We start from the raw sequence: 24,223 nt of genomic DNA, 5'->3' as shown, positions 1-24,223 counted from the left end.
TATCGTGCTATGCTTTTAAAACCCAGGTCGGCGCGGAGTTCCGACTGAAATGTGCTAATAGGCGTATGAGCGCTGTTTTATGGCGAGAATCACTACTGGAATTATTGTGGGGTGCCTGCTTTTGGGCGCAGTTCCCGCGCAGGCGGAGGAAAAAGCCGCCGCTGAGAGCGGCGGGCAGACTGCGTCTGAACCTGCGCCACAGAGGAAACCGGCGTTAAACCCGCAGGTCAGTATGCTGCTTTCCCTGGCGAAAGACCTTCCTGGCAGTCAGGTGTTATGGCTCAACGGCAAACAGGGCGACGCCAGCGCCATGCTGGCTTTATATAAGCCAGCAAATGTGGCGGAGCAACAAGGTGCGGTCATGTTGCTGCATGATCGCGGACAGCATCCAGACTGGCCGCAGTTTATCCATTCGTTGCGAAATGAATTGCCGGATGAAGGCTGGCACACGCTGTCTATTGCACTGACTCCCCCGGCTGAAGCTAAAACGCCCAAGCGTGTTTTGTTATCCGCGAGTGATAAAGAATTCCCTTATGCGCCGAAGAAACCGGCGGCCGGAGACGCCCCAGCGAAAACCGGTTCAAGTCAATTGGAAACGTTAACGCCAGAGCAGTTGGCGGAGACCAATGAGGCAACTGAGCAGCTGGAACAGCAGCAGGCGTCTGAAGGCGTGGATATTGATGTCAGCGGGGAAGGGAATACGAATGCTGACGCCGCCGAGAAAGCTGCGGAAGCGACGGTTGGAAATACCGAAAGGATCGAGCTGGGCATGCAACAGCTCAGCGCGTTTGGGCAGGAAAACAAAGTGTTATTGGGGGTCGGCAGCGGCGTTGACGCTATGCTGCGCTATGTATTGGCGAATCCGCAGAGCATGGCGTCAGGGTTGTCCATGGTATGGATCAATGCTGAGGTCAGTGAGGGGCTGTTGGAAGAAATTAAAGAAAAGGCGCCGGACTTTTTCTCACTGCAAGTGCTTGATCTGTATGACTCCACTTTGGACCTGCAAAGCCGAAACGCTATGCAGCGGCGGGACTTCGCGCGTCGCAACAGCATGCAAGGCTATCGCGTGGAGGGGATGAGCGGCTTGAGCCTGATTCCATCGTCGGAGGACGGTCAGGTCACCCGTAAAGTAGAGAGTTGGCTGACCTTCCATGCGCCGGGGACGAAGAAGCAGGCTAAACGGCTTTGAGCGTACTTTTTACTTGCGCGTAGGCCTGCTGTATTTGTTGTGCGACCTCTTTAGCGCGCTCTACTTCCTTCATCGATGCTCCGCGCGCCATTAATTTATCGGGATGAAACTGGTTCATCAGGCGGCGGTAGGCTTGCTTGATCTGTTGCGCGTCTGCGTTTTCACTGACGCCAAGGGTGCGATACGCATCGCTTAGAGGGGTTCTATGTGAATAGCCTTGTTGGCGGCGCGCCTTGAGAATTTCCTGAAAGATATACTCAAACTCGCTGCGACTGACTCCCAGGCCCTGGCGAAGTATTTCCAGGGCGTTGCGCGTGGCGGGCCCCGGTTCGCCCTCTGCAATCGATATCTGGATGGCCAGATTCAGTAATAGAGCGATGTTGTACGGTCTGAAACGGTTCGCCTGACGAAACTCGCGCACTTCCCCAATTAAGTTGAAGTCTTGAGAGGCGCCTTTGAAAAAGGCCTCGCGGCAGCGTTTCTGGCGAACTTCATCCAGATCGAGAAAATGAGCGAGACTCACCACGCGGGCTTCCAGTAAGGGCGGCAGATCGTCTTTATGCGCTTCCGTCGACGCGCTGATGTTTCCCCATATGCGGAACAGACCGTTCAGCACTCTGGCGCTGTCGTGATCATTAAAATTGATTCGCCATCCGGGGGCGAAAGGTTGCAGGGTCTGGTCGAACTTATCGCCCAGCCAGATACCGAAGGCGGCGCCGAACGGGCCGCCAGACATAAATCCCATTACACTGCCGAAAAACTTACCCCACCACATCGTCCGCTCCTGTGCGTGATTGCGGTTATGGCGTTTACAGCTGCGCCTGAATGAATCCTCTAAAAGTGTTTGTGCAGAATGCGGTTAAAGAGCGGCTTTCGTCAACTGTTCATCCAGCCATTGCAGGCGGTCTGGCGTGCCGATATCAAACCATAATCCATTGAAACGCTCGCCACTGACTTTGCCTTTGGCGATCGCCGCGCGCAGAACGGGAGCCAATGGATAAACGCCATTGGGTACGCTGGCGAACAGGCTGGGGCGGTATACGCCTATGCCTGAGAAGGTTAGTTTGCTTGGTCCGCGGGGAAGAACTCGCTCGCCGTCGCCCAGTTGGAAATCGCCGGTTTGGTTGTGGGGAGGGTTCTCCACCAGCACCAGATGAGCAAGGTCTTCGCTCGAAAACTCGCGGTTAACCAGGCCGGAAAAATTGTAGTTGCTCCAAATGTCGCCGTTCACCACCACGAATGGGCTGTCCGCGCCGTCGTCCAATAGCGGTAAGGCTTTCTTGATGCCTCCGGCGGTCTCTAAAGGCGAACCCTCTGGGGAGTAGTGAATGCTTACGCCAAAGCCGGCCCCGTCTCCCAGAAACTGCTCCAGTTTATCTCCGTGCCAGGCGTGATTGATAACCAGCTCGGTGACGCCGGCGCGCTTCAACGCATCGATAATGTGCTCGATCAGAGTTTTATCTCCCGCCTGTAACAGCGGTTTGGGTAGATTTTCGGTCAATGGCCGCATGCGCGTTCCGAGACCTGCGGCTAGAATCATTGCGCGCATAGAACAACCTCCGGGTTGCTTTCCAGTAGTCTGACAGCGGGAACCAGACGCTCCTGGATCCATTCGTTGATTTCGGTAAACTCGTCGTATTTGCTCGCCACCTCAATTATATAGTTGAGCGTGCGCGGGATATCGGCCAGATAGCCATGTTTGCCGTCTCGAAGTGAGAGGCGGGCGAAAAGACCGGCGGCCTTCAGGTGGCGTTGCACGCCAATCCAGTCAAACCAGCGGGTGAAGGTGGCGAAATCCGCACCATTTAATAAAGCGGGATCGACTTGGTCGTAATAATAGCGGCTCCAAGCCTCCACTTTTTCACTGGGCCATTTGACGTAGCAATCTCTCAGCAGTGAGGCCAAGTCATAAGCCAGGGGGCCTTTGACTGCGCCTTGAAAATCGATGATCCCTAGATCGCCTTGCTCGGATACAAGCAGGTTGCGGGAGTGGTAGTCGCGGTGAGTGACCACCACTGGCTGCTCCAGGGCGCTTTCCACCAGACGGTTCATGCAGTGGTCGAGGTATTCCGTTTCGGTGGGATCGAGGTTGAAGCCCAGTTTTTTCTCCAGCAGCCACTCGCGGAATATGCTCATTTCAAAGCGCAGCATGGCTTCGTCATAAGAGGGGAGCGCGTAACCTTCTATGTCTGCGGCTTTCTGTATAGGAAGCAGGGCGTCAATCGCCTGTCGATACAACTGGTCTACCTGCAACGCCGGCGCGTCTGCGATGGCGTTTCCGAACAGGTGGTCGCCAAAATCCTCCAGCAATAGAAAGCCGTCTTTGAGGTTTTCCGCGTAAATCTCAGGAACCCGAATGCCTTTGGCGCGCCAGCTGCGGGAGATGGCGATGAATGGACGGCAGTCTTCCTGCGCCGGAGGGGCGTCCATTAAAACAAACACGCGTTGTTCGCGGGTAACGCGAAAGTAACGTCTGAAACTGGCGTCGCCGGATAAAAAGCTGACGTCGAACTGGTCGTCGCCGAAGTAGGTGGCGAGCCAGTGGCGGATTAGGTCAGGACGCTGGGTCATGGAATCTCTTGAAGTTCTAAAGGTGTACAACTGCTACCGGGCATGCAGGCCAAAGGCCCCAGATTATGCCGCTTTTCCGAGCGGCTGCAACTGGCGGCGCTTACTGACTGAAAAAATTTTCAATCTGCCGGGCATGGGCCTGGGCGTCCTGATAGCCGAGTTTAATCAGGTCCCGCATAAACGGGCCTTCAAACAGCAGGTAGCTGGCGAGGCTGGCGCCGCCCTCCTGATTAGGTTTGCCCTGACCCAGAAACTGACGCACTGCTTTTGGCAGCTCTCCCGCATGCCGGGCGGCTATTTCATCAATAGGCTGGCTGGGGGAAATCACCAGCATCTCCAGAGGACGCATGCTGATGCCGGCTTCGCGCAAGCTTTCCTCAGGAGCCAGTTTCAACAGCTGATTAATAATGAGGGCGCGGTCGATGTCATTCTCCATGGTGTCGATGAACGCGCCGTTCAGCATGTGCTCCATGATCTGCGCCAGGGACGGATATTTGCCGCTTGTGCGGCGCACGGGCGCGCAGACCCGGTTGGCGCTGACGCCGATGACCAGTATGCGGTCACACCCCAGATGCACTGCCGGGCTAAGCGGCGCCATATTGCGGACCACCCCGTCGCCGAAGTACTCCCGGTTGATTTTCACTGGAGGAAAAATAGTCGGGATCGCCGCAGACGCCAGCAGGTGGTCGACTCCCAGCTCACAGCGCACGCCAACCCGCTGCCCCAAGTGCCAGCCCTCGACATCTGGCGGCGCCTCAAAAAAACTGACGCTTTGGCCGCTGCGATAGCCGCAGGCGGTGAGACAGACGGCGCGAATACCTTCTGGACTGGAGAGGGCTTCCCGTAGACGGTTGAAGTCCGTGTGTGTGGTGAGGAAGTCGCGGAGAGGAGCGTTATCCAGCATGGAGGCGGGAATCTCTTTGTCATCGCCGCTTAGAAACGACTTTACAAAGTGCCCCATGCGTTTGGCCATGCCCCAGAAGTCGGAGCGATACACCTGTTCCGTGCGTAACTCGCCCCACAAATTCTCCAGGCGTTCTACGCTGTGCCGAAAAATATCGCCGCTGCTGGCGAGGCCTACCGCGTTGATGCCGCCGGCGGAGGTGCCGCAAATGACCGGAAACGGATAATGAAGATCCGGTAACTGATCGGAAATGGCTTTCAATACCCCTACCTGATAAGCTGCTCGCGCTCCACCGCCGGTTAACACCAAGCCTGCGGTTTGTGAGGTTTGAGACACAGCGCCCCCTAAACATATGGTTGTTTGTTTTTGTCCGTTGCTTAGAAATTAGCATAACACAATGCATCTGGATGCTATCTTTAAGGTTTTGTTGGACGCCGCGACACTCGCCGGCTTACCGAATATTGCGGCTGTACTGACGTTGCCTGCGCCGCTATCATGTCCGGTTCCAAATTACAGCTGCCGTCATCGGGGGATATCGTTGGACGGCGGGCATTTCCAAAAATGAATCAAGGGGTTTTATGAAGGAAGGGCGGAAGCGTCTGCGCGCCGGCTATTGTTACATGCTCGCCGGAGTGGTCGGTGTGGCTTCGACAGGGTCCTCGCGTGCGGATTCCGCACCGCAGTCCGCAGCCACGTTGGACTGGCGAATGCGTGAGTTCCTGACCCCACAGCAAATGACGACATTGGAGCCTCAATGCAGAGGAACCTATGTTGAGCCGGAATACGGCTTCGTCAATGCTCCTTCTACTGCCTCTACTTCTGATAACGAGGCGCTCAGGGCCCGCTCTGACTCTCTGGTCTCGCCCAGCGAATCCGCCATGCGTCTGCAAGGCAATGTCAAAGCGCAGCAAGGCGCTTGGTGGCTTGAAGCGGATCAGGTCGAGCTGGATCGCCAGACCAATGTGGTGGATTTACAGGGCCTGAAGGCCGCTCGGGCTCCCGGGCTGCTGCTGCACGGGGATACGGCCCGCTACAACCTGGACAGCAAAGATTTTACCCTGTCCGACGCCAGTTACCTGATACACCAGCGCCACGCCCGTGGCGACGCAGAGCGGATAAGCAGCGCCGACGCACAACTGGTGCGTATCGAAGACGGCAGCTATACCACCTGTGATCCAATGCATAACGACTGGTCTATCGCCGCCAGCGAGATCATTCTGGATCGTGAGCAAGGCGAAGGGACCGCAAAGCATATGACATTGCGGGTCAAAGATGTCCCGGTGATGTATTTCCCTTATCTTCGCTTTCCTATCGATGACCGCCGCAAGAGCGGCTTCCTGTATCCCACCATCGGTACGTCGAACACCGGGCGAGGCATGTCTTTCGGCATTCCTTACTATTTCAACTTGGCGCCTGACTATGACGCGACCTATTCGCCTTTATATATGCATGGTCGCGGTTTGCTGTCTGAGTTGGAAGGGCGTTGGCTGACAGAAGACACATACAGTGAACTGCGTCTTGGCTATATCGCCCATGATAGCGAGTTCAGCAAAGAGAACCCGGATGAAAGCGGCCGTCGTTGGGCGTTGGACTTCACCAACCGTTATGACGTGAGCGAGAACTGGCGCTCCACGATCGATTACAACGTGGTGAGTGACAAAGACTATCTCAACGACCTGAACCGCACCTTGGAGATTCAGCAGGAAACTCATATCAAGCGTTCCTGGGATGTCACTTATTTAGGCGGCGGATACAGTTTCAAGAGCCACTTACAGGGTTATCAGACAGTTGACGACGATATCGTGGATAACGACCGCCCTTATATGTTGCTGCCGCAGCTGTCTTTTGGCTGGGAGCGCGACTTCGATCCGGTGGCGTTTGGTCTGGAGTCAGAGTTCACCTATTTTTGGCGTGACGACGAAAATCTCGATCCGGCTAAGGATCAGCAAGTGGTGGGCGCCCGCTGGCGTACGCAACCCAGTCTCAAGCTGCCTCTGTCTACAACCTGGGGCTACCTGACGCCAAAACTGCGTCTTGATCACACTGACTATCAGCTGGAGCAGCGCGCTACCGGGCTGGATGAGTCCATCAGCCGTACCGTGCCTTTCTACAGCCTGGATGCGGGCATGTATTTCGATCGCACGCTGACGTTGTTCGGCGACGAGTACAATCAGAGCCTTGAACCGCGTTTGTTTTATGTCTACTCCCCGGAGCAGGACCAGGACGATATTCCTGACTTCGACACCTCCGTGGCGACATTCAGTTATTCCCAGCTTTACAAAGAAGACCGCTTCGTGGGCGGCGACCGTGTTGGCGACAACAATCGTCTAACTCTGGGCGTCACCTCCCGTTTCAACGACCGCGCCACCGGCGCCGAGCGTCTGCGCGCCAGCGTTGGTCAGATCTTCTACTATGAGGATCAACAGGTAGGGCTGGGGACGGAAGGTCTCAGTGATGAGAGCGAGTCGCCCTGGGCGGGAGAACTGGTCTGGCGTCCGAACGACAGATTTGACTTCAAAGTAGAAGGGCTGTGGGACTGGCAGGAGCGTCAAACTGAGAAAGGCGCCACCACGTTGGCGTTCCATGATCCGGAGTATCGCAAGCTGCTCAACCTGAGTCATAGATATACTCATAACGATCTGGAACAGTCGGACGTGTCCGTGCTTTTCCCAGTGACGGATTCCGTCAGCGTGCTGGGTCGCTGGTTTTTTGATCTGGTCAACCACCGTACCATCGGTACTATGGCCGGTGTAGAATACAACGATTGCTGCTGGCGCTTTCAGGTTATCGCCAGAAGCTTCCTGAAAGATGCGGACGATACCGAAAACAGTGAGATGGATCATGGCGTCTTTCTGCGCTTCCAATTGCGCGGCCTGGGCAACATAGGCAGCCGCTTCGAAGATGTGATGGCTAAGGAAATGCGCAATTTCAACGAGCGCGAAACTTACCGCACGGAGCGTTATCAATGGTAGGGCCGCATAGCGGTCCCATCTCCCGCCGTAGTGACGGACGGCGATGAACAAAGTTGATCAAAGTACAGTTTTATTCAGATATACAGGGTTTCATGAAAACGCTAAGACTTAATTTCAGATCCGCCGTACTCAACGCGCTGGGTGCGCTGTTACTGCTTCAGGGATGTTTGGTCCACGCTCAGGTGCAGGAGCTTGATCGCGTCGTGGCGGTGGTTAATGACGACATCGTGCTGTACTCCGAGTTGCAAGACCGCGCCAGTCGTATCAAAGACAAATTGCGTCAACAAAAGACCTCCTTACCGCCGGAGTCGGTATTGCAGGAGAAAGTGCTGGATCAGCTGGTGCTGGAAAGCATCCAGATGCAGATGGCGGACCGCGGAGGCATCCGGGTCAGCGACTCGCAACTGAACCAGACCATGCAGAATATCGCCAAGCAGAACGGCATGACCCTGGATCAGTTCCAGCAGGCGTTAAGTGAAGAAGGCGTGACCTATCAAAACGCCCGTGAGCAGATCCGCCGCGAAATGATCATCTCCCGCGTTCAACAACGCAGTGTGGACAGCCGTGTAAGGGTGACAGAGAAAGAGGTGAACGATTTTCTTAAGTCCGCTTCCGCCAAACAGCAGCGCGCGGAAGAATATCACCTGGCCCATATCCTGATCGCCTTGTCGGAAAACGCGTCTGAAGCTCAGCGTAAAGAGGCGGAGAGCAAGGTCGAGAAGATCCGCAGCCAGCTTGACCAAGGCGTGGATTTTAAACAACTGGCGGTTACTTATTCCGACGCGTCGACCGCCACAGAAGGGGGAGACCTGGGATGGCGCAAGCCGGATCAGGTGCCGTCCCTGTTTGCCGACGTCGCCCCCAAACTGGCTCCAGGCCAGACTTCTGAACCCATTCGCAACAGCAGCGGCGTGCACTTCGTCGCTATGCTGGAAAAGCGCGGCGGCGTCAGCAAAGTGGTTGAGCAGTCCAAGGTCAGGCATATCCTGGTGCAGCAAAATGAGTTGCGCGACGAGATCGCTGCGAAAAAACTGATTGAAGAAATCTATGACAAAGTGCAGGCAGGCGAAGATTTCGAAGAACTGGCCAAAGCCTATTCCGATGACGCTGTCAGCGCAGCCGCCGGCGGCAGCTTGGACTGGGTGAGCCCGGGCGATATGGTGCCTGAGTTTGATCAGATGATGCGTGAGACCCCAGTCGGCGCTGTCAGTAAACCGTTCCAGAGCACTTTCGGTTGGCACATCCTGCAGGTGCAGGATCGCCGTGAGGCGGATATCGGCGACCGGCTGATGGCCAGCCAGGCCAGACAGGTCCTGCATCGTCGTAAGTATGAAGAAGAGTTGCAGAACTGGTTGAACGAAATTCGCGACGAAGCATTCATTCAGCTCAAGCTTTAATACATGACCCTGCGCTTCCTCTCCCAGGGAGGCGCTACTGACGGCGACGGACAGGAGCCAGACGTTGAAAATAGCGATCACCCCGGGAGAACCGGCGGGCATCGGACCGGATATCTGCGTCGCTCTGGCGCAAAAGAGCTGGCCGGCCGATTTGGTGTTTGTGTGCGACCCGGAAGTGCTGCTCAAGCGGGCTGAAAGCCTGGGGCTGCCGCTGCAAGTGGCCATCTATTCGCCTGGGGATGATAGTCCGCCTCATGCTCGTCAGCCGGGATCTGCGCTGGTGGCGCCCGTCTCTTGCGGCGCGCCAGTGACTCAAGGCGAACTGAATCCCGCCAACTCCCAATATGTATTGAATACCTTGCGTCGGGCCATTACTGGCTGTCTGCAGCGGGAATTCGACGCCATGGTCACGGCGCCGGTGCACAAGGGTGTAATCAATGAAGCGGGCGTCGCCTTTTCTGGACACACCGAGTACTTGCAGCAGCTCAGCAATGTGTCGCAAGTAGTGATGATGCTGGCCTCGGATGCGATGAAAGTGGCGCTGGTCACAACCCATCTGCCATTGTCGCAGGTCGCCCGCAGCATTACGGACGAACGCCTGGAGCGGGTGATCACTGTCCTGCACAAAGATCTGCGATACAAGTTCGGCATTGCTGATCCGCGCATCATCGTGGCGGGCCTTAATCCCCATGCGGGCGAGGGCGGCCATATGGGGCGCGAGGAAATTGACATTATCCAGCCAGCGCTGGAGCGGTTACGCAGCCAGGGGATGAACCTCATTGGCCCGTTGCCGGCGGATACCCTGTTTACGCCGAAAGTCCTGGAGACGGGCGACGCCGTGCTGGCCATGTATCACGATCAGGGTTTACCGGTGTTGAAGTACCAGGGCTTCGGGCGCGCCGCGAACATTACACTGGGCCTGCCCTTTATCCGTACTTCCGTTGATCACGGCACTGCGCTGGATCTCGCCGGGACGGGTAAGGCGGACGGCGGCAGTCTGGAAACCGCTTTGGAATACGCAATTAATATGGTTGAACGCAGTCGGGGAAACATTCATGGGAAGGCATAACGAGAACATCGGGCATCAGGCGCGTAAGCGTTTTGGGCAGAACTTCCTGCATGATCGGGGTGTCATTGATCGCATCGTGCGGTCCATCAATCCCAAGCCGGATCAAAATCTGGTGGAAATCGGGCCGGGGCTGGGCGCCTTGACGGAAGAGCTGCTGAAAAGCGGCGGTTCCGTGACGGCGGTGGAGCTGGACCGGGACCTGACGCCCATTCTGCGTACAAAGTTTTTTAATTATCCGCAGTTCAATGTTATTGAGGCCGATGCGCTGAAATTCGACTTCACGCAACTTGCCACGCCGGAACGACCAATGCGCTTGGTCGGCAATCTGCCGTACAACATTTCCACGCCGCTGATTTTCCATCTGCTGACTTTTCGTGGGTTAGTGCAGGACATGTACTTCATGCTGCAGAAGGAAGTGGTGGATCGTCTGGCTGCGAAGCCTGGCGAGGACGCATACGGACGTCTGGGCGTCATGGCGCAGTATTACTGCAAAGTGGAGTCTTTATTTAACGTTGGTCCAGGCGCCTTTCAGCCTGCGCCCAAAGTCTGGTCGGCTATCGTCAGGTTGACGCCTTACACGGAGCCGCCCTTGGTCTGCAAGGATGTTGGGACGCTGACCTCGGTGGTGCGTCAGGCGTTCGCTATGCGCCGTAAGACCCTGCGCAATACGCTCAAGCAGTTGATTACCGTAGACGCGCTGCAATCGCTGGACATTGACCCACAACTCCGGCCGGAACGACTGGGTTTGCCTGAGTTTGTGAGAATCGCGGACTATGTATATGATCACCCGCTGGAAAACGAATCATAAGAATATCAGCGCCAGCGTGTATTCCGCTGAGCATAAGGGACCAGGCAGATGAGTGAGACGTCTTTGTACGATATTCGGGTAACTGTGCGCACGCAGTTTATCGCGTCACAATCCGACCCGGACAATAACCGCTTTGTGTTCGCCTACCACATCACTATCCTTAATGAAGGCGCGCGTGCGGCGCAGCTGTTGCGGCGGCGTTGGCTGATCATTGATGGCGACAATAAGGAGCAGGAAGTCACCGGTGACGGCGTGGTGGGACAGCAGCCGGTGATTCAACCGGGCGCGAGCTATGAATATTCCAGCGGCTGTGTACTGGATACGGAAGTTGGTGCGATGGAAGGGCATTACGAGATGCTGGCTGACGATGGTCATCTGTTCAACGCGGAGATTCCCCGCTTTATACTCGCCGCGCCCCGCGTTCTGCATTAGGCGCTCTTGCGCCGTTCAAAGGGCTTCCTTAAACAACGACACAGATGTGACTCCTGGTTATGGCGACTTATGCAATCGGAGACATACAGGGCTGTTTTGAGCCCTTACAACGCTTACTGGATAAATTGAGCTTTGATCCCGCAGTGGATTCGCTCTGGTTTGCCGGGGATCTGATCAACCGGGGGCCGCAGTCTCTGGAATGTCTGCGTTACATTAAAAGCCTGGGCGACAGCGCGCTTAGCGTGCTTGGCAATCACGACCTGCATGCTCTGGCGGTGTATTACGGCGGTGAAAAGGTAAAACGCAAAGATACCTTCCAAAGTATTCTGCAAGCGCCGGACTGCGAGGAGCTGATGCAATGGTTGTTACGTCATCCGCTCGCCTACTATGACTCCGACCGTAATATCTTCATGAGTCATGCCGGCTTGCCGCCGCAATGGGACGTCTCCCTGGCGTTAACCTTGGCGGAGGAATTGCAACAGGCGTTACGCGGACCTGACGCTAAATCCTACTTTCAAAATATGTACGGCAATGAACCGGCCTGCTGGCGGGATGACCTGACTGGGCTGGAGCGTTTGCGCTGTATTACCAACTATTTCACGCGCATGCGCTTTCTGGATGCAGACGGCGGTCTTGAGTTCAAGCACAAAGAGAAGATTGAAACCGCCCCGCCGGGGTATGCGCCCTGGTTCAGCTATCCAAGGCAAGACGACACGACGATCCTGTTTGGTCATTGGGCGGCGCTGCAAGGACATACCGGACGGGCCCGGTTTGTGGCTTTGGACACGGGGTGCGTATGGGGAGGAACCCTGCGCGCCGTCAATCTGGACACAATGGAAATGACCGAGGTGGCGCATGCGTGAGGAAGATAAACATGGCGGCTCGGGTATTCTGGCGGCCGGCCTGATTCTGATGGGGCTGTCAGTGGCCATGGGCGCAGTCGGCGCGCATTTGGTCGCGCATTTTCATCCAGAGGCGACAGGCAGTTTTGAAACGGCTGTGCGCTACCACTCGCTCCATGCGATGGGACTGATCATTCTGGCGCTGTCACGGGGATTTTGGTCGCGTAAGGCTTATGGTATTGTGGCGGCCTTTTTCGCCGCAGGGCTGGTTTTGTTCTGTGGCGGACTGTACGCCAAGACTTTATTGCAGTTCAGTTTCCCCAATGGATTCATACCCACCGGAGGCATGGCCTTTATTCTGGGATGGCTGATTTGGGGAGCTGAAGCGATACGCCTGAAATGGGGCAGGCGTGAGCGGGCGTTATAAGGGAACCAACGCACCGCGCTATCTAGATCCGTAGTTTGGTTGTGTTGTATTTGACCAAGGAGAACCTGGGAAAAATGAGTAAAGATCGGAACAATCGTAAAGAACAAATTCTGCAATGCCTCGCGCAAATGCTGCAGGACGAGCCGGGGGAGCGCATTACCACGGCCAAGCTGGCGAAGACCGTCGGCGTTTCGGAAGCCGCTTTGTATCGGCACTTCCCCAGTAAAGGGAGGATGTTCGAGGGATTGTTTGAGTTTATTGAAGAGAGCATTTTTTCCCGCATCAAGCTGATCCGTTCTGAGGAAATCAGCACCGCCCAGAAAATCAATAAATCCGTCTTGTTGTGCCTGACCTTCGCACAACGCAATCCCGGCATGTGCCGTCTGCTGCTCGGCGATGCGTTGCAAGGAGAGAAAGATAAATTGCGCGCTCGCGCAGCCTCTTTCTTCGAACGTTTGGAAACCGAGTTTCGCAGTATGCTGCGGGATGGGGACGTGCTGCATGGACAACGCACCCAGTTGACTCAACTAGACAGCGCACAACTCTTTCTGAGTCTGATCGAAGGGAACATGCACCGCTTTATCCGTTCCGGCTTCCGCATCGATCCACTGCAAGGCTGGGATGAGCACTGGGGTTTTATCTCCCAACACCTGTTCGTTTGAAAGCAGCTATTCTTTTAACTATGTTAAAGTGAGCCCGAAGCGCTCCTATTGTTCGTTTGTAGTACAAACGGGTTATGGATTACTTTGGGCTGGACTGAGACTATTGTACAAGAATGTAATGGGCTGCGTGGTACACTCTCCCGCCATAAGTACAACCAAATACAGGTTTTTGGAAATCGCCAGTGACGGGTTTTTATCGATTGCACGCTGCGCTATGCAGCGTGTTTGCTTTGTGGTTGGGATTCGCCGGACCGGCTATGGGTGCGGAAGCGCCTGCTGAAAAAGGTAAAACGGTTCGCATCGCCACCGGTGAATGGCTGCCTTACGTCAGTGAGACTCAGCCATACTGGGGCGCTTTGGGTCACATCATCACGACCGCTTTTAACCGCGCGGGTTATCAGGTGAAGTTTCAGAATTTTCCCTGGGCGAGGGGATACCAGCTGGTTAAGGATGGTGTTTGGGATGCGACCATGCCTTACTACTGCTCACCAGATCGCGAGCAGGAATTCTATTGCAGCAATCCTTTGGTTAGTGGCGAGCAGGTGTTCTTTCACCTGAAAGAGGTGCCTGTTCAGTGGGAGAGGCTCTCTGATCTGAAAGGATATTCAATCGGCGCCACACTCGGCTATTACTATGGAGAGGCTTTTGAAAAGGCGGAGAGTAGCGGCGAGCTGATGGTGAAACGTATCGCCAGTGACGAAAAAAACATGCAGTTGTTGCTGATGGGACGCATCAAGCTGTTTCCTCAAGATAAAGAAGTCGGTTACAGCACGGTTCGTCACATGTACCCGCATCAGAAAGAGTTACTGACCCACCACCCCAGACCAATTCATACTAAAACCCTGCACCTTATTTTTCCGCGGGATAACCCCACCAGTCCTGAGCTATTGAAAGTCTTCAACAAACAGTTGGGCGAGTTAAAGCGCGAGGGTATTTGGGATCAGTACATGCGCGCCATGCGTGACGGGGATTACGAGAAACCCGCTGGCGCGGTCGAGCCGCCAGCGGGCAAAGAACATTAAAGCGGACGGTTTACAGGGTTTTTAGCAGAATGTCCGCTAAAGGCTGATACAACGCCGGGCTGGCGATGAGCAAATCCTTGCTGTTTAACTCTTCTGGCATGCCCTCCGGCGCTACTGTCAAATTGCCGCAACTTGCGCCCGCTTCCTGGGCGATCAGGCGCGCTGCTGCGCAGTCCCAAGGGCTGACGGTTTCGTAGTAAGCGTCCAGACGTCCCATGGCCACCCAACAGATATCCAGCGCCGCCGAGCCGATACGGCGAATATCCTGGCACTCCATCATCACCGCCTGTAGTCGTTGAATCAGCTCCGGCAATCGACTTTTATCGTAAGGAAAGCCGGTTGCCACCAGCGCTTGCCGTAAATTGGTGGCGCCGCTGACCTGGATCGGCTTGTGATTGCGCAGCGAATACTGGCCGCGCATAGCGTGAAAGGTTTCTTTCTGAAGCGGACAGTGCACCACGCCGATTTGCGCTTCGCCTCTTTCAAAATAGGCGATGGATACCGCCACCTGATAATGGCCGTGGGCGAAATTGACGGTGCCGTCGATGGGGTCGATGACCCACAATGGGCCGTTGAGGTCGCCGACTTTGCTTATGTCGGACATATTCTCTTCCGACAAAATGGCGTGATCTGGATAGTTGGCGCGGATGCGTTTGTGTATCAGCTCATCGACTTTCAGGTCAACGGAAGTCACCAGCTCCTGGTGATTTTTGAAGCTGGTTTCATATTCTGCGTTGCGCTGCTCTTTTTCCATTAACTCGCCGGCCTGCAACGCCAGATCCACTGCAAACGTTGAAATGTCGTGTAGGGAATGTGTCATGAGTTCAGTCACCTTGATCAGAGTTACGGAAGGCCCGTCGCGCTGACTAGCGCCGGGCCGGGAGCGTTAGTCGTGAAAGCTGCGGCTGGCGCGCATGGGGTGAGCCCGGTATGTGCCCAGCATGCGAATATCTTCGGCAAAGAAAGTCAGCTCTTCCAAGGCCAGCTTCATGTTCGGCGAGTCGATGTGTCCCTCAATGTCCACATGGAACTGACTGGCGTTCAAGGTGCCGCCAGGCATGTAGCTCTCCAGTTTCACCAGATTGACGCCGTTGGTGGCGAACCCGCCCAGGGCCTTGTATAACGCCGCGGGAATATTGCGCACCCGGAAGAGCAGGGAGGTGATGTACTTCACTCCTGGCTCAAGGGGAGGGAGTCTGTTTTCGTGGGACAGGATAATAAAGCGAGTGGTATTGCCGGTTTTATCCTGAAAATTCTCTTTCAGAATCTCCAGCCCGTACAGCTCAGCCGCCAGGCTGGACGCGATGGCGGCTTTAGTTTTATCGCCGCTCTGGCTGACTTCCAGTGCTGCGCCAGCGGTATCCAACGTGGCGACTGGGTTCAGTCCCAGCTCGCGAACGTGATCGGCGCATTGCGCCAGCGCCTGGGGATGTGAGCCGACAACGCACAGATCTTCCAGACGAGCCCCAGGAAGCGCCATGAGGCAGTGGTTTACGGCTTCGAAGTGCTCTTCCTGAATATGCAGGCTCATTTGTGGAATCAAGCGGTAAATCTCCTCCACGCGTCCTGCGGTGGAGTTTTCCAGAGGGATCATCGCCAGTTCCGCTTTGCCTTGCTCCACTTCTTCCATGGCTGCGCGAAATGAGCCGCAGGCCCGCGCTTCGCGATCGGGAAATACTTGCTTACACGCCAGATGGGAGTAAGCGCCCTCATGACCTTGATAGACAATCACCTTGAACCTCGTAATTATGTGCCGGACGAAAAGCGCGACGCTGCGTGCTCAGACTGACTCTGACTGCACAGGCCTGGGGCGCCGCCGGGTGCGTTGGCGCTTGGAAATAGAAAAGCATGTACTCTAAGGACTTCCCGTCCAGTTTTCTAATAGTTTGTGGGTGAAGCGTCCGGGATAACATTAATTTTGCCGTTGGCGTCGCCGCTTAAGCGCTTAACCTGCAATACTTTTTAGTATATTTAACAGAGAATCGGTTTGCGGAGGCAATGAGATGAATAAAACGCCAGCGAGACCGAATGCGCCGCCAGCCAGCAAACAGGCGATCCAGCACTTTCTGCAAAAGGTCAAAACGACGCCCTTGGCGCACGCTCATGGGAGCGGCCGTCTTATATTCGCAGTCGACGCCACGATGAGTCGTCAACGGCTTTGGGATCAGGCGAGTCAACTGCAGGCGGAAATGTTTCTGAGCGCCGGAAACGCGACGGGTCTGCAGGTACAGTTTGTTTATTACCGAGGGCTTCGGGAGCTTAATTGCTCTGATTGGGTGACAGACGCAAATGCCTTGGTGCGGGCGATGACCTCTGTATATTGTATGGCGGGCCAAACACAGATTGGCCGAGTGCTGGCGCATGGAAAGTCCGAGTCTTTAAAACGCAAAGTTCAGGCATTGGTGTTTGTCGGCGATGCGTTAGAAGAAGATGCTTCCGGATTATTGAGACAAGCGGGGGAGCTTGGCATTATCGGCGCGCCGGTCTTTATGTTTCAGGAAGGATATGATGCGAGCGTGGAGGCAGTGTACAAAGATACCTCCAGACTCTCCGGCGGCGCTTGGTGTCGATTTGACGAAGGTAGCGCAGAGCAGCTAAAGGAGCTGCTCGGCGCTGTTGCCGAGTATGCGCGTGGCGGCCTGCCTGCATTGGAGGCCTACAGTCGTCGAGGCGGCCCTCGTTTGCTGGAATTGAGGCGACAACTCCCCGGGCCGAAAATAGATACCAAAACGCCCTGACATGGCGGCGATAATAAGGAAAGAGAAGTGCAACTGATATTGGGGTTCTTGCTGGCTTTAATTTTTTTCTGGCTGCTGCAGCATGTATTTCAGGCTCCGCCGGAAAAAAGAAAGAAAAATCTGACCTATCTCGCACTGGGTATTGGCGGAGTCGTTATTCTATTGCTGGTGGTGACCGGCCGGTTGAATTTTATCGCGGCTTTGTTTGCGGCGCTCCTGTTGCTGTTCAAACGTCTTCCATCCGTCTTGCAGTGGTTGCCCCTGCTGCGCAAACTTTTCAACGCCGGACGTGACTCTGTGGCGGGAGGCGATGGGCAATCCAGCATCGAAACCAGCCTGCTGCGCATGACGCTGGATCACCGCAGCGGCAAGATGGATGGAGACGTCCTGGCGGGCCGTTACTCCGGGCAGAACCTGCAAGCGATGGACGTAAGCAGCTTGGCGACTCTCTACCGCTCAGCAGTGAGAGATTATCAAGACTCCATTGAGATTCTGGAGACCTATTTTGAACGAGTCTATGGCGTGCATTGGCGGACCCAGTTCTCCGTGGACGATGTGGATAACGTACCAACTCATGATGAGGCCATGACGCTGGCTGACGCCAAAGACGTGCTTGGCCTGACGGATCATGATTTGAGTGAAGATGAGGTCGTGGAGGCGCATCGCCGATTGATGCAGAAGTTTCACCCTGATCGCGGCGGCAGTAATTATCTGGCGGCGAAAATCAATGAAGCCAAACGCATACTACTGGCCCATCTACGTAGCCAGGGATACCAATAATTTGAAATCAGTGGTCGATAACGGGTAAGGAGAGGGGAAATGAAAAAAGATCTGACATTGTATGAATCCCGTGTGGTCGGGGTGTTGCTGGAAAAAGAAATCACCACGCCGGACCAATATCCGTTGTCGTTGAATGCACTGGTGAACGCCTGTAATCAGAAAAGCAACCGCCATCCGGTGCTGGAACTGGACGAAGCGACTGTCCGCCAGAATCTGGAAGCGTTGCAGCGTAAGGACTTGGTGAAAGGCAGCAGCTACGGAAGTCGGGTGGAAAAGTACCATCATCGTTTCTGTAACACAGAGTTTGGCGAACTTAAGCTGGATGCGCAGCAAGTCGCGGTGGTATGTGAACTCCTGCTCCGGGGCGCGCAAACGCCGGGAGAGCTGCGTTCGCGCGCCAGCAGAATGGCGGAGTTCACCGATGTCCTGGCTGTAGAGGCGACGCTGAAACGGCTACTGGAACACAAGCAGGGACCACTGGTCGCGATGTTGCCCCGTGAGCCGGGCAAGAGAGAGTCGCGTTACATGCACATGTTCAGCAGCGACATAGAGCCGGTAGAAACGGCGACTCCTTCTGACTCTGGCAACATCTCCGCCTACAAGGCGAGGATTACGGATTTGGAGGCGCGTCTGGAGGCGCTGCAGGAGGAAAACGAGGCATTGAAGAAGAAGTTAAGGCAGTTGGGGCAGGTGGTGTAAGGCGTCGAAAGGGAGACGTTATTGACGCCTTCGAACTTTTTTCCCGTTTGCAGTTGCTTTTTGTTAAAACCGCAGGTTAGTATTTAGTCCATGAATACGCACAACACTCTCAACAATTTCAAATCTTTCTCCGGCAACGCAGCGGTTGCTGGCGTTCGTGCGTATTTTAGCGGTTGGCATTTTTGGTTTTATTTTTATAACCATCGTTAACGAGCCCCCGCATACTTAGGTTACAGGAAGGCGCGTTTAACGAAGCTGCCTTCCGGAAGAACTCTCAAAGAAGCTCCGAAGGCAAACGTCTCCGGGGCTTTTTTTATACCCTCGCGAGACTGGAAGCTGCGAATCAACAAGGTGTCGTTGGCAGTTGGATTGAAGCAAACAGGTAATCAACAGGGTAAGGTCATGACGGGTAATCAGTCGTATACTAAAGAGGACAGGGAACCGGCGCCGGCGCTTCAACATAGTGATGTGTGCGGTCGCTTTCTGCCTAGATGGTGGTGTCAGTCTCGATTTAGTTATTGATTTTAAAACTGAATCTTTAACTTACGAATCGAACGCAGACACAGAGTAATATCGGGAGAGAACCAATGAACCAGGCAGCGACAGTCAAAGAATCCGGCGTAAAGTCGATGGGAATCAAGGCAAGAGCAGTTATCGACGAGACATTGAAACATATGGAGCCACCAATACAGCCGATGGGCGATATCCTGCCCTCCGCCAATCAACTTCGGCACCGCTATCCCGTTAACGCGTACCTGGCCACACAGCTGGAGAATGCGCGGACAGCCATCAATAATATTGTGCACGGCGATGACCCGCGTCTGTTGGTCGTTGTCGGACCTTGCTCCGTACACGACACCGATGGCGTGCTGGAGTACGGTCGCCGCTTGGCTGAACTGAAGCCGCAATTGGACGACCGCATGCAGATCGTTATGCGCGCCTACGTAGAAAAGCCTCGCACTACCGTCGGCTGGAAGGGGCTGGTGTATGACCCTCTGCTGGACGGTTCTCACCATATGGCTTACGGCTTGGACAAAGCCAGAAGGCTGATGGTTGAACTGGCGCATCTCGGTCTGCCTTTGGCGACTGAGGCGTTGAGTCCGATTGTGTCGGACTACTTGCAGGATTTGGTGTCCTGGACAGCGATTGGCGCTCGCACCACAGAGAGTCAATTGCACAGAGAGATGGCCAGCGGCCTGACCTCCGCAGTCGGATTCAAGAACGGAACGGACGGCGGAGTGGAAGTGGCGATACAAGCCATGCAATCCAGCCGCTCTCCCCACTGTTACCCCACCTTGTCCACCTGCGGACGCCCCCAAATGCGCAAAACCCTCGGCAACCCCCACGTTCACTTAGTGCTGCGCGGCGGCAGAGGAAAACCTAACTACGATGAAGATAGCGTAAGAGAGTACAGCGAAGCGCTGGAAAAACATGGTCTTCCCGTGCGTTTGATGGTGGACTGCAGCCACGACAACAGCCGGAAAGATTTCCGTAACCAGTCCAAAGTGCTGAATGAAGTCGTGCGTCAGTTGAAAACAGGTAGCTCCACGGTTATGGGCGTCATGCTGGAAAGTTATCTGCAAGAAGGAACTCAGAAAGTACATCCTGACAGACCGCTGCAGTATGGCGTCTCAATCACGGATGGTTGCATTGGTTGGGATGAAACGGAGCGTTTGCTGACTGATCTGTATGGACAGTTGCCAGCCAAGTAAGAATCAGGAATTAAAAACTCTGTGTACGCCTTGGCGCTTAATAGTAGCGTCGAGGCCAGAGAGGCGAGATTTCCCGCTCGCCTCTCTGTGCTTCTTTTAGCGGAGTTTACGCAGTATTAATGCGCTCTTAGTCGCGAGACGCGGCGAACAGTCTGGCCGCGAGACCAAATAACACGACTCCCATCACTCGCTCAATCCAGTGTGAACAGCGCTGGAATACTCTGCGTACGCGCTCTCCAGAAAGGAAGAAACTGAAACCGCAGAACCACAGCGTAGTGGCCACGAACATCCAGCCGCCATAAATACCCTGAATCCACTTGGGCGTATCCGGGCTGATCACGACGGAAAACAAGGCGACAAAGAACAAAGTGGCTTTAGGGTTAAGTACGTTGGTTAAAAAGCCCAGCCGAAACGCCTGCCAGGCGGACTCACTAGGCAGTGTTTGTTGCAGCGGTTCGTCAGATGGCGCTTGAGGTTTGGCGCGCAAACACTGGAAGCCCACCCAGATTAAATAAGCGGCGCCAATCCACTTCAATACGTTGAATGCGACCACGGACTGAGAAATCAGCAGCCCAATACCCAATAATGAATAAGTGATATGTAGAAGTATGCCTGAGCCAATTCCCGTACTGGTCCACAACGCAGGTTTCAGTCCTCGACACAGGCTTTGGCGCATCACCACAGCGAAGTCCGGTCCGGGGCTGGCGACAGCCAATAGATGGGCGAGGGCGACGGTAAGAAACTCAGTCCAGTACTCATGCATGGGCATACTCCTTGGATATTGAATGCGCTGGCGATCAGAAAAGCATAATCGTACGCTGGAGCGGCGGATTCAAGCCTTTCTGAAGCCTGAGCATATTGAGCCTACTCCGGTTTGGGCGTTTCCTGTTCGTCTTCAGAAAAAAGAAACGCCGGCAAGCTGATATTGAAGTACACGCCGGCGAGTCGTGACGCCAGAGTGACCGCCATTCCTGACAACGCGGCGACATCCGAGTCTATGCTGAAGTAGCTCAAAGTCAGGTATAGAAATGAACCGGCGATGGCTGGCGTAGCGTAGATTTCGCGATGGAAAATCAGCGGGATTTCGTTACAGATAATATCGCGTAAAACACCGCCTGCAACGCCAGTCATGATGCCCATCAACAGGCAAATTTCGAAGCTGTGGCCCAGCGCTTGCGCTTTTTGCGTGCCGGCGATCGTGAAAAAAGCCAGTCCAATGGCGTCGCAGACTTCCAGCATATGAAGAGGGATGCGTTTGAGCCTGACCAGTACGAACGTGGCGAGGGCGGAAATAATGCCCACGCCAAGATAGGTTGTGTTGGCGATCCAGACGACAGGGTGAGCGTTCAACACGAGGTCGCGCAGAGTGCCGCCGCCGAGACAGGTTACCAGGGCGACCACAAGCACGCCGAAAACGTCCAGTTTCTTGTGTCCGGCGACAAGCGCGCCGGAAATGGCGAATACAGCGATACCAAAGAAATCCAGAAACACGTACATGGAAGCTCCGCAAAGGGCTGGTTTGACGAAAAGAGCGCGAATTATACAGATTATGGCCAAAAAGTGAGTAATGACTGTCCGCAACTGGAGACATGCGACACAAGTACAATCACAACTGGGCCGGCGATAAATTTGTGTTATGATCGCGCTCAGTTTACGAGGTTAAGTTTTAAGCAGCGATGACCCACAAAAACAAGCATATAGTCGTTGTGGACGACGATTTGGAAATTCGGCAATTGCTGAGCCAGTATCTTTCCAAAAACGGTTTTGACGTATCTCCGGCTGAGGATGGCGAGACGCTGTTCAAGCTGCTGGAGGGTGAGACGCCGGATCTGATTATTCTGGACATCATGCTGCCTGGCGACGATGGCTTTATTATCTGTCAGCGTCTGCGTAAGTCGTCCACCGTTCCCATCATCATGTTGACCGCTAATGCGGATGACACGGATCGTATCGTCGGTCTCGAAATGGGGGCAGACGACTATATTGCCAAACCTTTCAATCCTCGAGAGTTGCTGGCGCGGATGAAAGCGATCCTGCGTCGGGTGCAACCCAAACAGAGCGCGCCTTCCGGGCAACCCAAAATCTATCGTTTTGGCAATCTGGTGCTGGACACCACATCCCGCATGCTGGTGCAACCTAACGGCGACAAGAGCGCCATCAGCGGCGCCGACTACACTTTATTGTGTCTGTTTCTGGAAAAGGGCAATGAAGTGTTAAGCCGGGATGAAATTTCCGACGTATTGCACGGGCGCGAGTGTTCGCCATTGGATCGTAGCATCGACGTGCATATGAGCCGGTTACGGCAGCGACTGGGCGATGACGCCAAAAATCCCACCCTTATCAAGACCGTGCGCGGCTCCGGTTATGTTTTAGCGGTTCCGGTTGAGCGCGAATATGGGGATTAAAAGAGGCGCTCGCCGAGGATTGGCGGGCTTGGCTCCGCGTTCTTTATTGTCGCGAATGGTGATTGTTCTGGTCATCGCCGTACTGGCTGCGCAGGCGCTGTCCAGCTTGATTTGGGTGGCGCAGATTAAGACCCGTAATCAGGAAAATGTGCTGAGTATGTCCAATCACTTGGCGTTCAGCATCGCTTCTACTGTGCGCTTCTTCAAATCCCTACCAGTGGAATACCGCCATATCGTCCTCGATCAGTTGCGGCGCATGGGCGGTTCGCGCTTTTTCGTCACCTTCAACAGTGAGTTGATCAATATCAGCCCGACGCAGGACACGGACCTGAAGCGCTGGGTGTTAGAGGAAGTGGATTCTGTCCTGCAACGAGAGCTGGGCCGTCAGGTGGAGATTATATCCGAGTTCTCTTTCGCCGAGTCCCTGCATGTTTTTAACAATGATATTCGTCTGCTGGATCTGCCGCCGGGATGGGGGCATCACAGCCTGTTGTTGCATCCGCAAAAGACCCCGATTCTGGTGGTGCAGATAGGTTTGGAGAAAGACGAGTGGTTGTATCTGGCTACGCTGTTGCCCACGCCAGACGGCCTGATTGAAGGCGATTATCTGCCCGCTGAGCGCCTCTGGTTCATGGGGATCACGGTGATACTGGTGGTGCTGTCGCTGTTTGTCGTAGTGCGCTGGCTGACGCGACCATTGAAGTTGCTATCGCGGGCGGCGGACGAATTAGGCAAGGACATCGAACGGCCTCCGTTGCCGGAGGAGGGCAGCACGGAAGTTGTAGCGGCGGCGCGCACCTTTAACGCCATGCAAGAACGCATTCAGCGTTATATTCAGGATCGGGAGACGCTGTTCTCCGCCATCTCTCATGACCTTAAAACGCCGATCACCCGTCTGCGACTACGGGCGGAAATGCTGGACGACGATCAGCTGCGCGGCAAGTTCATTCAGGATCTGGAAGATCTGGATCACATGGTGCATGGCGCCTTGCAGTGCGTTAAAGACACCACTGTCCATGAAAATCCGGTGAATATCGATCTACACTATTTATTGCAGCAAATTTGCGAAGGCGCGGATCTGCAGCGCAAGAAAGTAGTGCTGACCGGTGTGCTGGAGCAGCCGTTCTGGGGCAAGCCGCTGGCGCTCAAGCGAGCATTCAGCAACATTATTGATAATGCGCTGTTCTACGGGCATCAGGCGGAAGTATTTCTGGAAGATGTGAATGAAGGCGTGCACGTAGCGGTGCGGGATTTTGGTCCGGGAGTTCCGGAAATGGAGCAGGATCGCATTTTCGAACCTTACGTAAGGTTAGAAAAGTCCCGCAATCGTAACACGGGCGGATCTGGTCTGGGATTGAGTATCGCCCGCAATATTATCCATGCTCACGGCGGCAGGCTGAAGGTCAGAAACCATGAGCAGGGCGGCTTTGTCGTGGAAGTCTGGCTGCCAAGGCAGTATCAGGAAGTCTGAATCTGGCCCATTGCCAGCCAATGGCCGCTTAATTGTGGCTGTTGGGAATCTGCAAGGTTTTTAAGGTTTTGTTACATTAGGTTGCTCTATCTTACCCCGTCCCCGTATTTCCACCCCTATACT

At 54.8% G+C, this 24,223-nt stretch carries 24 protein-coding genes; 16 read left to right on the top strand and 8 right to left on the bottom strand.

The window, feature by feature from the left end:
• The first annotated feature begins 79 nt into the window (after nucleotides 1-79).
• Nucleotides 80-1,189, top strand: coding sequence for a DUF3530 family protein (locus KP814_RS15745; protein ID WP_216737659.1), 1,110 nt, complete (start codon nucleotides 80-82; stop codon nucleotides 1,187-1,189).
• Here KP814_RS15745 and djlA read toward each other — a convergent pair.
• The 4 genes from djlA to KP814_RS15725 form a co-directional block, all read right to left on the bottom strand.
• Entirely contained in the window at nucleotides 1,176-1,964 is a 789-nt protein-coding gene (gene djlA / locus KP814_RS15740; RefSeq protein WP_216737658.1) for a co-chaperone DjlA, read from the bottom strand. The two genes, KP814_RS15745 and djlA, sit on opposite strands and share 14 nt — an antisense overlap.
• Before the next feature lie 84 nt (nucleotides 1,965-2,048).
• Entirely contained in the window at nucleotides 2,049-2,738 is a 690-nt protein-coding gene (gene murU / locus KP814_RS15735) for an N-acetylmuramate alpha-1-phosphate uridylyltransferase MurU (protein ID WP_216737657.1), read from the bottom strand.
• Nucleotides 2,726-3,760, bottom strand: coding sequence for an aminoglycoside phosphotransferase family protein (locus tag KP814_RS15730; RefSeq protein ID WP_216737656.1), 1,035 nt, complete (start codon nucleotides 3,758-3,760; stop codon nucleotides 2,726-2,728). The genes murU and KP814_RS15730 overlap by 13 nt, the downstream gene beginning before the upstream one ends.
• 100 nt (nucleotides 3,761-3,860) lie before the next feature.
• Entirely contained in the window at nucleotides 3,861-5,000 is a 1,140-nt protein-coding gene (locus KP814_RS15725; RefSeq protein ID WP_216737655.1) for a patatin-like phospholipase family protein, read from the bottom strand.
• A gap of 242 nt (nucleotides 5,001-5,242) precedes the next feature.
• Between KP814_RS15725 and KP814_RS15720 the strand changes: the two genes are divergently transcribed.
• The 9 genes from KP814_RS15720 to KP814_RS15680 all read left to right on the top strand — a co-directional run bounded on the left by KP814_RS15720 (nucleotide 5,243) and on the right by KP814_RS15680 (nucleotide 14,295).
• Nucleotides 5,243-7,636 carry an LPS-assembly protein LptD gene (locus KP814_RS15720; protein WP_216737654.1) on the top strand — a complete coding sequence of 798 codons (2,394 nt, stop codon included), beginning with the start codon at nucleotides 5,243-5,245 and terminating at the stop codon, nucleotides 7,634-7,636.
• A 92-nt stretch (nucleotides 7,637-7,728) separates the two neighbouring features.
• Nucleotides 7,729-9,033, top strand: a complete 1,305-nt coding sequence (locus KP814_RS15715) for a peptidylprolyl isomerase (protein ID WP_216737653.1) — start codon at nucleotides 7,729-7,731, stop codon at nucleotides 9,031-9,033.
• A gap of 64 nt (nucleotides 9,034-9,097) precedes the next feature.
• Complete coding sequence (gene pdxA, locus KP814_RS15710) at nucleotides 9,098-10,102, top strand: 4-hydroxythreonine-4-phosphate dehydrogenase PdxA (protein WP_216737652.1); 1,005 nt, start codon at nucleotides 9,098-9,100, stop codon at nucleotides 10,100-10,102.
• Entirely contained in the window at nucleotides 10,089-10,910 is an 822-nt protein-coding gene (gene rsmA, locus KP814_RS15705) for a 16S rRNA (adenine(1518)-N(6)/adenine(1519)-N(6))-dimethyltransferase RsmA (protein ID WP_216737651.1), read from the top strand. Before pdxA ends, rsmA begins: the two co-directional genes overlap by 14 nt.
• Nucleotides 10,911-10,958: 48 nt before the next feature.
• On the top strand, nucleotides 10,959-11,342 hold the full coding sequence (gene apaG / locus KP814_RS15700; protein WP_216737650.1) for a Co2+/Mg2+ efflux protein ApaG: 384 nt from the start codon (nucleotides 10,959-10,961) through the stop codon (nucleotides 11,340-11,342).
• Between the two features lie 59 nt (nucleotides 11,343-11,401).
• Nucleotides 11,402-12,205, top strand: a complete 804-nt coding sequence (locus tag KP814_RS15695; protein WP_216737649.1) for a symmetrical bis(5'-nucleosyl)-tetraphosphatase — start codon at nucleotides 11,402-11,404, stop codon at nucleotides 12,203-12,205.
• The gene (locus tag KP814_RS15690; RefSeq protein WP_216737648.1) at nucleotides 12,198-12,611 is read left to right on the top strand and encodes a DUF423 domain-containing protein; all 414 of its coding nucleotides are present in this window, start codon (nucleotides 12,198-12,200) and stop codon (nucleotides 12,609-12,611) included. The genes KP814_RS15695 and KP814_RS15690 overlap by 8 nt, the downstream gene beginning before the upstream one ends.
• A gap of 74 nt (nucleotides 12,612-12,685) precedes the next feature.
• On the top strand, nucleotides 12,686-13,273 hold the full coding sequence (gene slmA / locus KP814_RS15685) for a nucleoid occlusion factor SlmA (protein WP_011399804.1): 588 nt from the start codon (nucleotides 12,686-12,688) through the stop codon (nucleotides 13,271-13,273).
• 182 nt (nucleotides 13,274-13,455) lie between these two features.
• Nucleotides 13,456-14,295 carry a substrate-binding periplasmic protein gene (locus KP814_RS15680; protein ID WP_371824063.1) on the top strand — a complete coding sequence of 280 codons (840 nt, stop codon included), beginning with the start codon at nucleotides 13,456-13,458 and terminating at the stop codon, nucleotides 14,293-14,295.
• Between the two features lie 10 nt (nucleotides 14,296-14,305).
• Here KP814_RS15680 and KP814_RS15675 read toward each other — a convergent pair whose 3' ends face one another.
• Together KP814_RS15675 and KP814_RS15670 are read right to left on the bottom strand one after the other, a co-directional pair.
• Nucleotides 14,306-15,115: an inositol monophosphatase family protein gene (locus KP814_RS15675; RefSeq protein WP_216737647.1), complete on the bottom strand. Its 810-nt coding sequence runs from the start codon at nucleotides 15,113-15,115 to the stop codon at nucleotides 14,306-14,308.
• A 66-nt stretch (nucleotides 15,116-15,181) separates the two neighbouring features.
• Entirely contained in the window at nucleotides 15,182-16,027 is an 846-nt protein-coding gene (locus KP814_RS15670; protein ID WP_216737646.1) for a prephenate dehydratase, read from the bottom strand.
• A gap of 271 nt (nucleotides 16,028-16,298) precedes the next feature.
• On the opposite strand from KP814_RS15670, the gene KP814_RS15665 reads away from it, so the two are divergent.
• The 4 genes from KP814_RS15665 (at nucleotide 16,299) to KP814_RS15650 (ending at nucleotide 20,224) form a co-directional block, all read left to right on the top strand.
• Nucleotides 16,299-17,033, top strand: a complete 735-nt coding sequence (locus KP814_RS15665; RefSeq protein WP_216737645.1) for a VWA domain-containing protein — start codon at nucleotides 16,299-16,301, stop codon at nucleotides 17,031-17,033.
• Between the two features lie 27 nt (nucleotides 17,034-17,060).
• The gene (locus KP814_RS15660) at nucleotides 17,061-17,813 is read left to right on the top strand and encodes a molecular chaperone DnaJ (RefSeq protein WP_216737644.1); all 753 of its coding nucleotides are present in this window, start codon (nucleotides 17,061-17,063) and stop codon (nucleotides 17,811-17,813) included.
• 39 nt (nucleotides 17,814-17,852) lie between these two features.
• Entirely contained in the window at nucleotides 17,853-18,512 is a 660-nt protein-coding gene (locus KP814_RS15655) for a YceH family protein (RefSeq protein ID WP_216737643.1), read from the top strand.
• A 587-nt stretch (nucleotides 18,513-19,099) separates the two neighbouring features.
• Complete coding sequence (locus KP814_RS15650) at nucleotides 19,100-20,224, top strand: 3-deoxy-7-phosphoheptulonate synthase (RefSeq protein WP_253938413.1); 1,125 nt, start codon at nucleotides 19,100-19,102, stop codon at nucleotides 20,222-20,224.
• A gap of 127 nt (nucleotides 20,225-20,351) precedes the next feature.
• Here KP814_RS15650 and KP814_RS15645 read toward each other — a convergent pair whose 3' ends face one another.
• Together KP814_RS15645 and KP814_RS15640 are read right to left on the bottom strand one after the other, a co-directional pair.
• On the bottom strand, nucleotides 20,352-20,987 hold the full coding sequence (locus KP814_RS15645; protein WP_216737642.1) for a LysE family translocator: 636 nt from the start codon (nucleotides 20,985-20,987) through the stop codon (nucleotides 20,352-20,354).
• 101 nt (nucleotides 20,988-21,088) lie between these two features.
• Entirely contained in the window at nucleotides 21,089-21,721 is a 633-nt protein-coding gene (locus KP814_RS15640; RefSeq protein ID WP_216737641.1) for a trimeric intracellular cation channel family protein, read from the bottom strand.
• Between the two features lie 179 nt (nucleotides 21,722-21,900).
• Here KP814_RS15640 and KP814_RS15635 point away from each other — a divergent pair, with 179 nt between their 5' ends.
• Together KP814_RS15635 and KP814_RS15630 are read left to right on the top strand one after the other, a co-directional pair.
• On the top strand, nucleotides 21,901-22,629 hold the full coding sequence (locus KP814_RS15635) for a response regulator (RefSeq protein WP_216737640.1): 729 nt from the start codon (nucleotides 21,901-21,903) through the stop codon (nucleotides 22,627-22,629).
• A complete protein-coding gene (locus tag KP814_RS15630) occupies nucleotides 22,619-24,100 on the top strand; it encodes an ATP-binding protein (protein WP_216737639.1) in 1,482 nt (493 codons plus the stop codon). Before KP814_RS15635 ends, KP814_RS15630 begins: the two co-directional genes overlap by 11 nt.
• Nucleotides 24,101-24,223 lie beyond the last annotated feature (123 nt).

Origin of the sequence: Hahella sp. HN01 (assembly GCF_018986435.1) — a bacterium.
In the GTDB taxonomy this organism is placed as follows: domain Bacteria; phylum Pseudomonadota; class Gammaproteobacteria; order Pseudomonadales; family Oleiphilaceae; genus Hahella.
This window is presented reverse-complemented; position numbering and strand designations above follow the sequence as displayed.

Excerpts from the sequence above, each read along its gene's own strand:
- KP814_RS15640 (WP_216737641.1), bottom strand. The coding sequence starts at position 21,721 with ATGTACGTGTTTCTGGATTTCTTTGGTATCGCTGTATTCGCCATTTCC.
- KP814_RS15690 (WP_216737648.1), top strand. The coding sequence starts at position 12,198 with ATGCGTGAGGAAGATAAACATGGCGGCTCGGGTATTCTGGCGGCCGGC.
- rsmA (WP_216737651.1), top strand. The coding sequence starts at position 10,089 with ATGGGAAGGCATAACGAGAACATCGGGCATCAGGCGCGTAAGCGTTTT.
- KP814_RS15730 (WP_216737656.1), bottom strand. The coding sequence starts at position 3,760 with ATGACCCAGCGTCCTGACCTAATCCGCCACTGGCTCGCCACCTACTTC.
- KP814_RS15630 (WP_216737639.1), top strand. The coding sequence starts at position 22,619 with ATGGGGATTAAAAGAGGCGCTCGCCGAGGATTGGCGGGCTTGGCTCCG.
- KP814_RS15675 (WP_216737647.1), bottom strand. The coding sequence starts at position 15,115 with ATGACACATTCCCTACACGACATTTCAACGTTTGCAGTGGATCTGGCG.
- djlA (WP_216737658.1), bottom strand. The coding sequence starts at position 1,964 with ATGTGGTGGGGTAAGTTTTTCGGCAGTGTAATGGGATTTATGTCTGGC.
- KP814_RS15645 (WP_216737642.1), bottom strand. The coding sequence starts at position 20,987 with ATGCATGAGTACTGGACTGAGTTTCTTACCGTCGCCCTCGCCCATCTA.
- slmA (WP_011399804.1), top strand. The coding sequence starts at position 12,686 with ATGAGTAAAGATCGGAACAATCGTAAAGAACAAATTCTGCAATGCCTC.
- KP814_RS15720 (WP_216737654.1), top strand. The coding sequence starts at position 5,243 with ATGAAGGAAGGGCGGAAGCGTCTGCGCGCCGGCTATTGTTACATGCTC.
- KP814_RS15655 (WP_216737643.1), top strand. The coding sequence starts at position 17,853 with ATGAAAAAAGATCTGACATTGTATGAATCCCGTGTGGTCGGGGTGTTG.
- murU (WP_216737657.1), bottom strand. The coding sequence starts at position 2,738 with ATGCGCGCAATGATTCTAGCCGCAGGTCTCGGAACGCGCATGCGGCCA.
- KP814_RS15745 (WP_216737659.1), top strand. The coding sequence starts at position 80 with ATGGCGAGAATCACTACTGGAATTATTGTGGGGTGCCTGCTTTTGGGC.
- KP814_RS15650 (WP_253938413.1), top strand. The coding sequence starts at position 19,100 with ATGAACCAGGCAGCGACAGTCAAAGAATCCGGCGTAAAGTCGATGGGA.
- KP814_RS15665 (WP_216737645.1), top strand. The coding sequence starts at position 16,299 with ATGAATAAAACGCCAGCGAGACCGAATGCGCCGCCAGCCAGCAAACAG.
- KP814_RS15695 (WP_216737649.1), top strand. The coding sequence starts at position 11,402 with ATGGCGACTTATGCAATCGGAGACATACAGGGCTGTTTTGAGCCCTTA.
- KP814_RS15715 (WP_216737653.1), top strand. The coding sequence starts at position 7,729 with ATGAAAACGCTAAGACTTAATTTCAGATCCGCCGTACTCAACGCGCTG.
- apaG (WP_216737650.1), top strand. The coding sequence starts at position 10,959 with ATGAGTGAGACGTCTTTGTACGATATTCGGGTAACTGTGCGCACGCAG.
- KP814_RS15635 (WP_216737640.1), top strand. The coding sequence starts at position 21,901 with ATGACCCACAAAAACAAGCATATAGTCGTTGTGGACGACGATTTGGAA.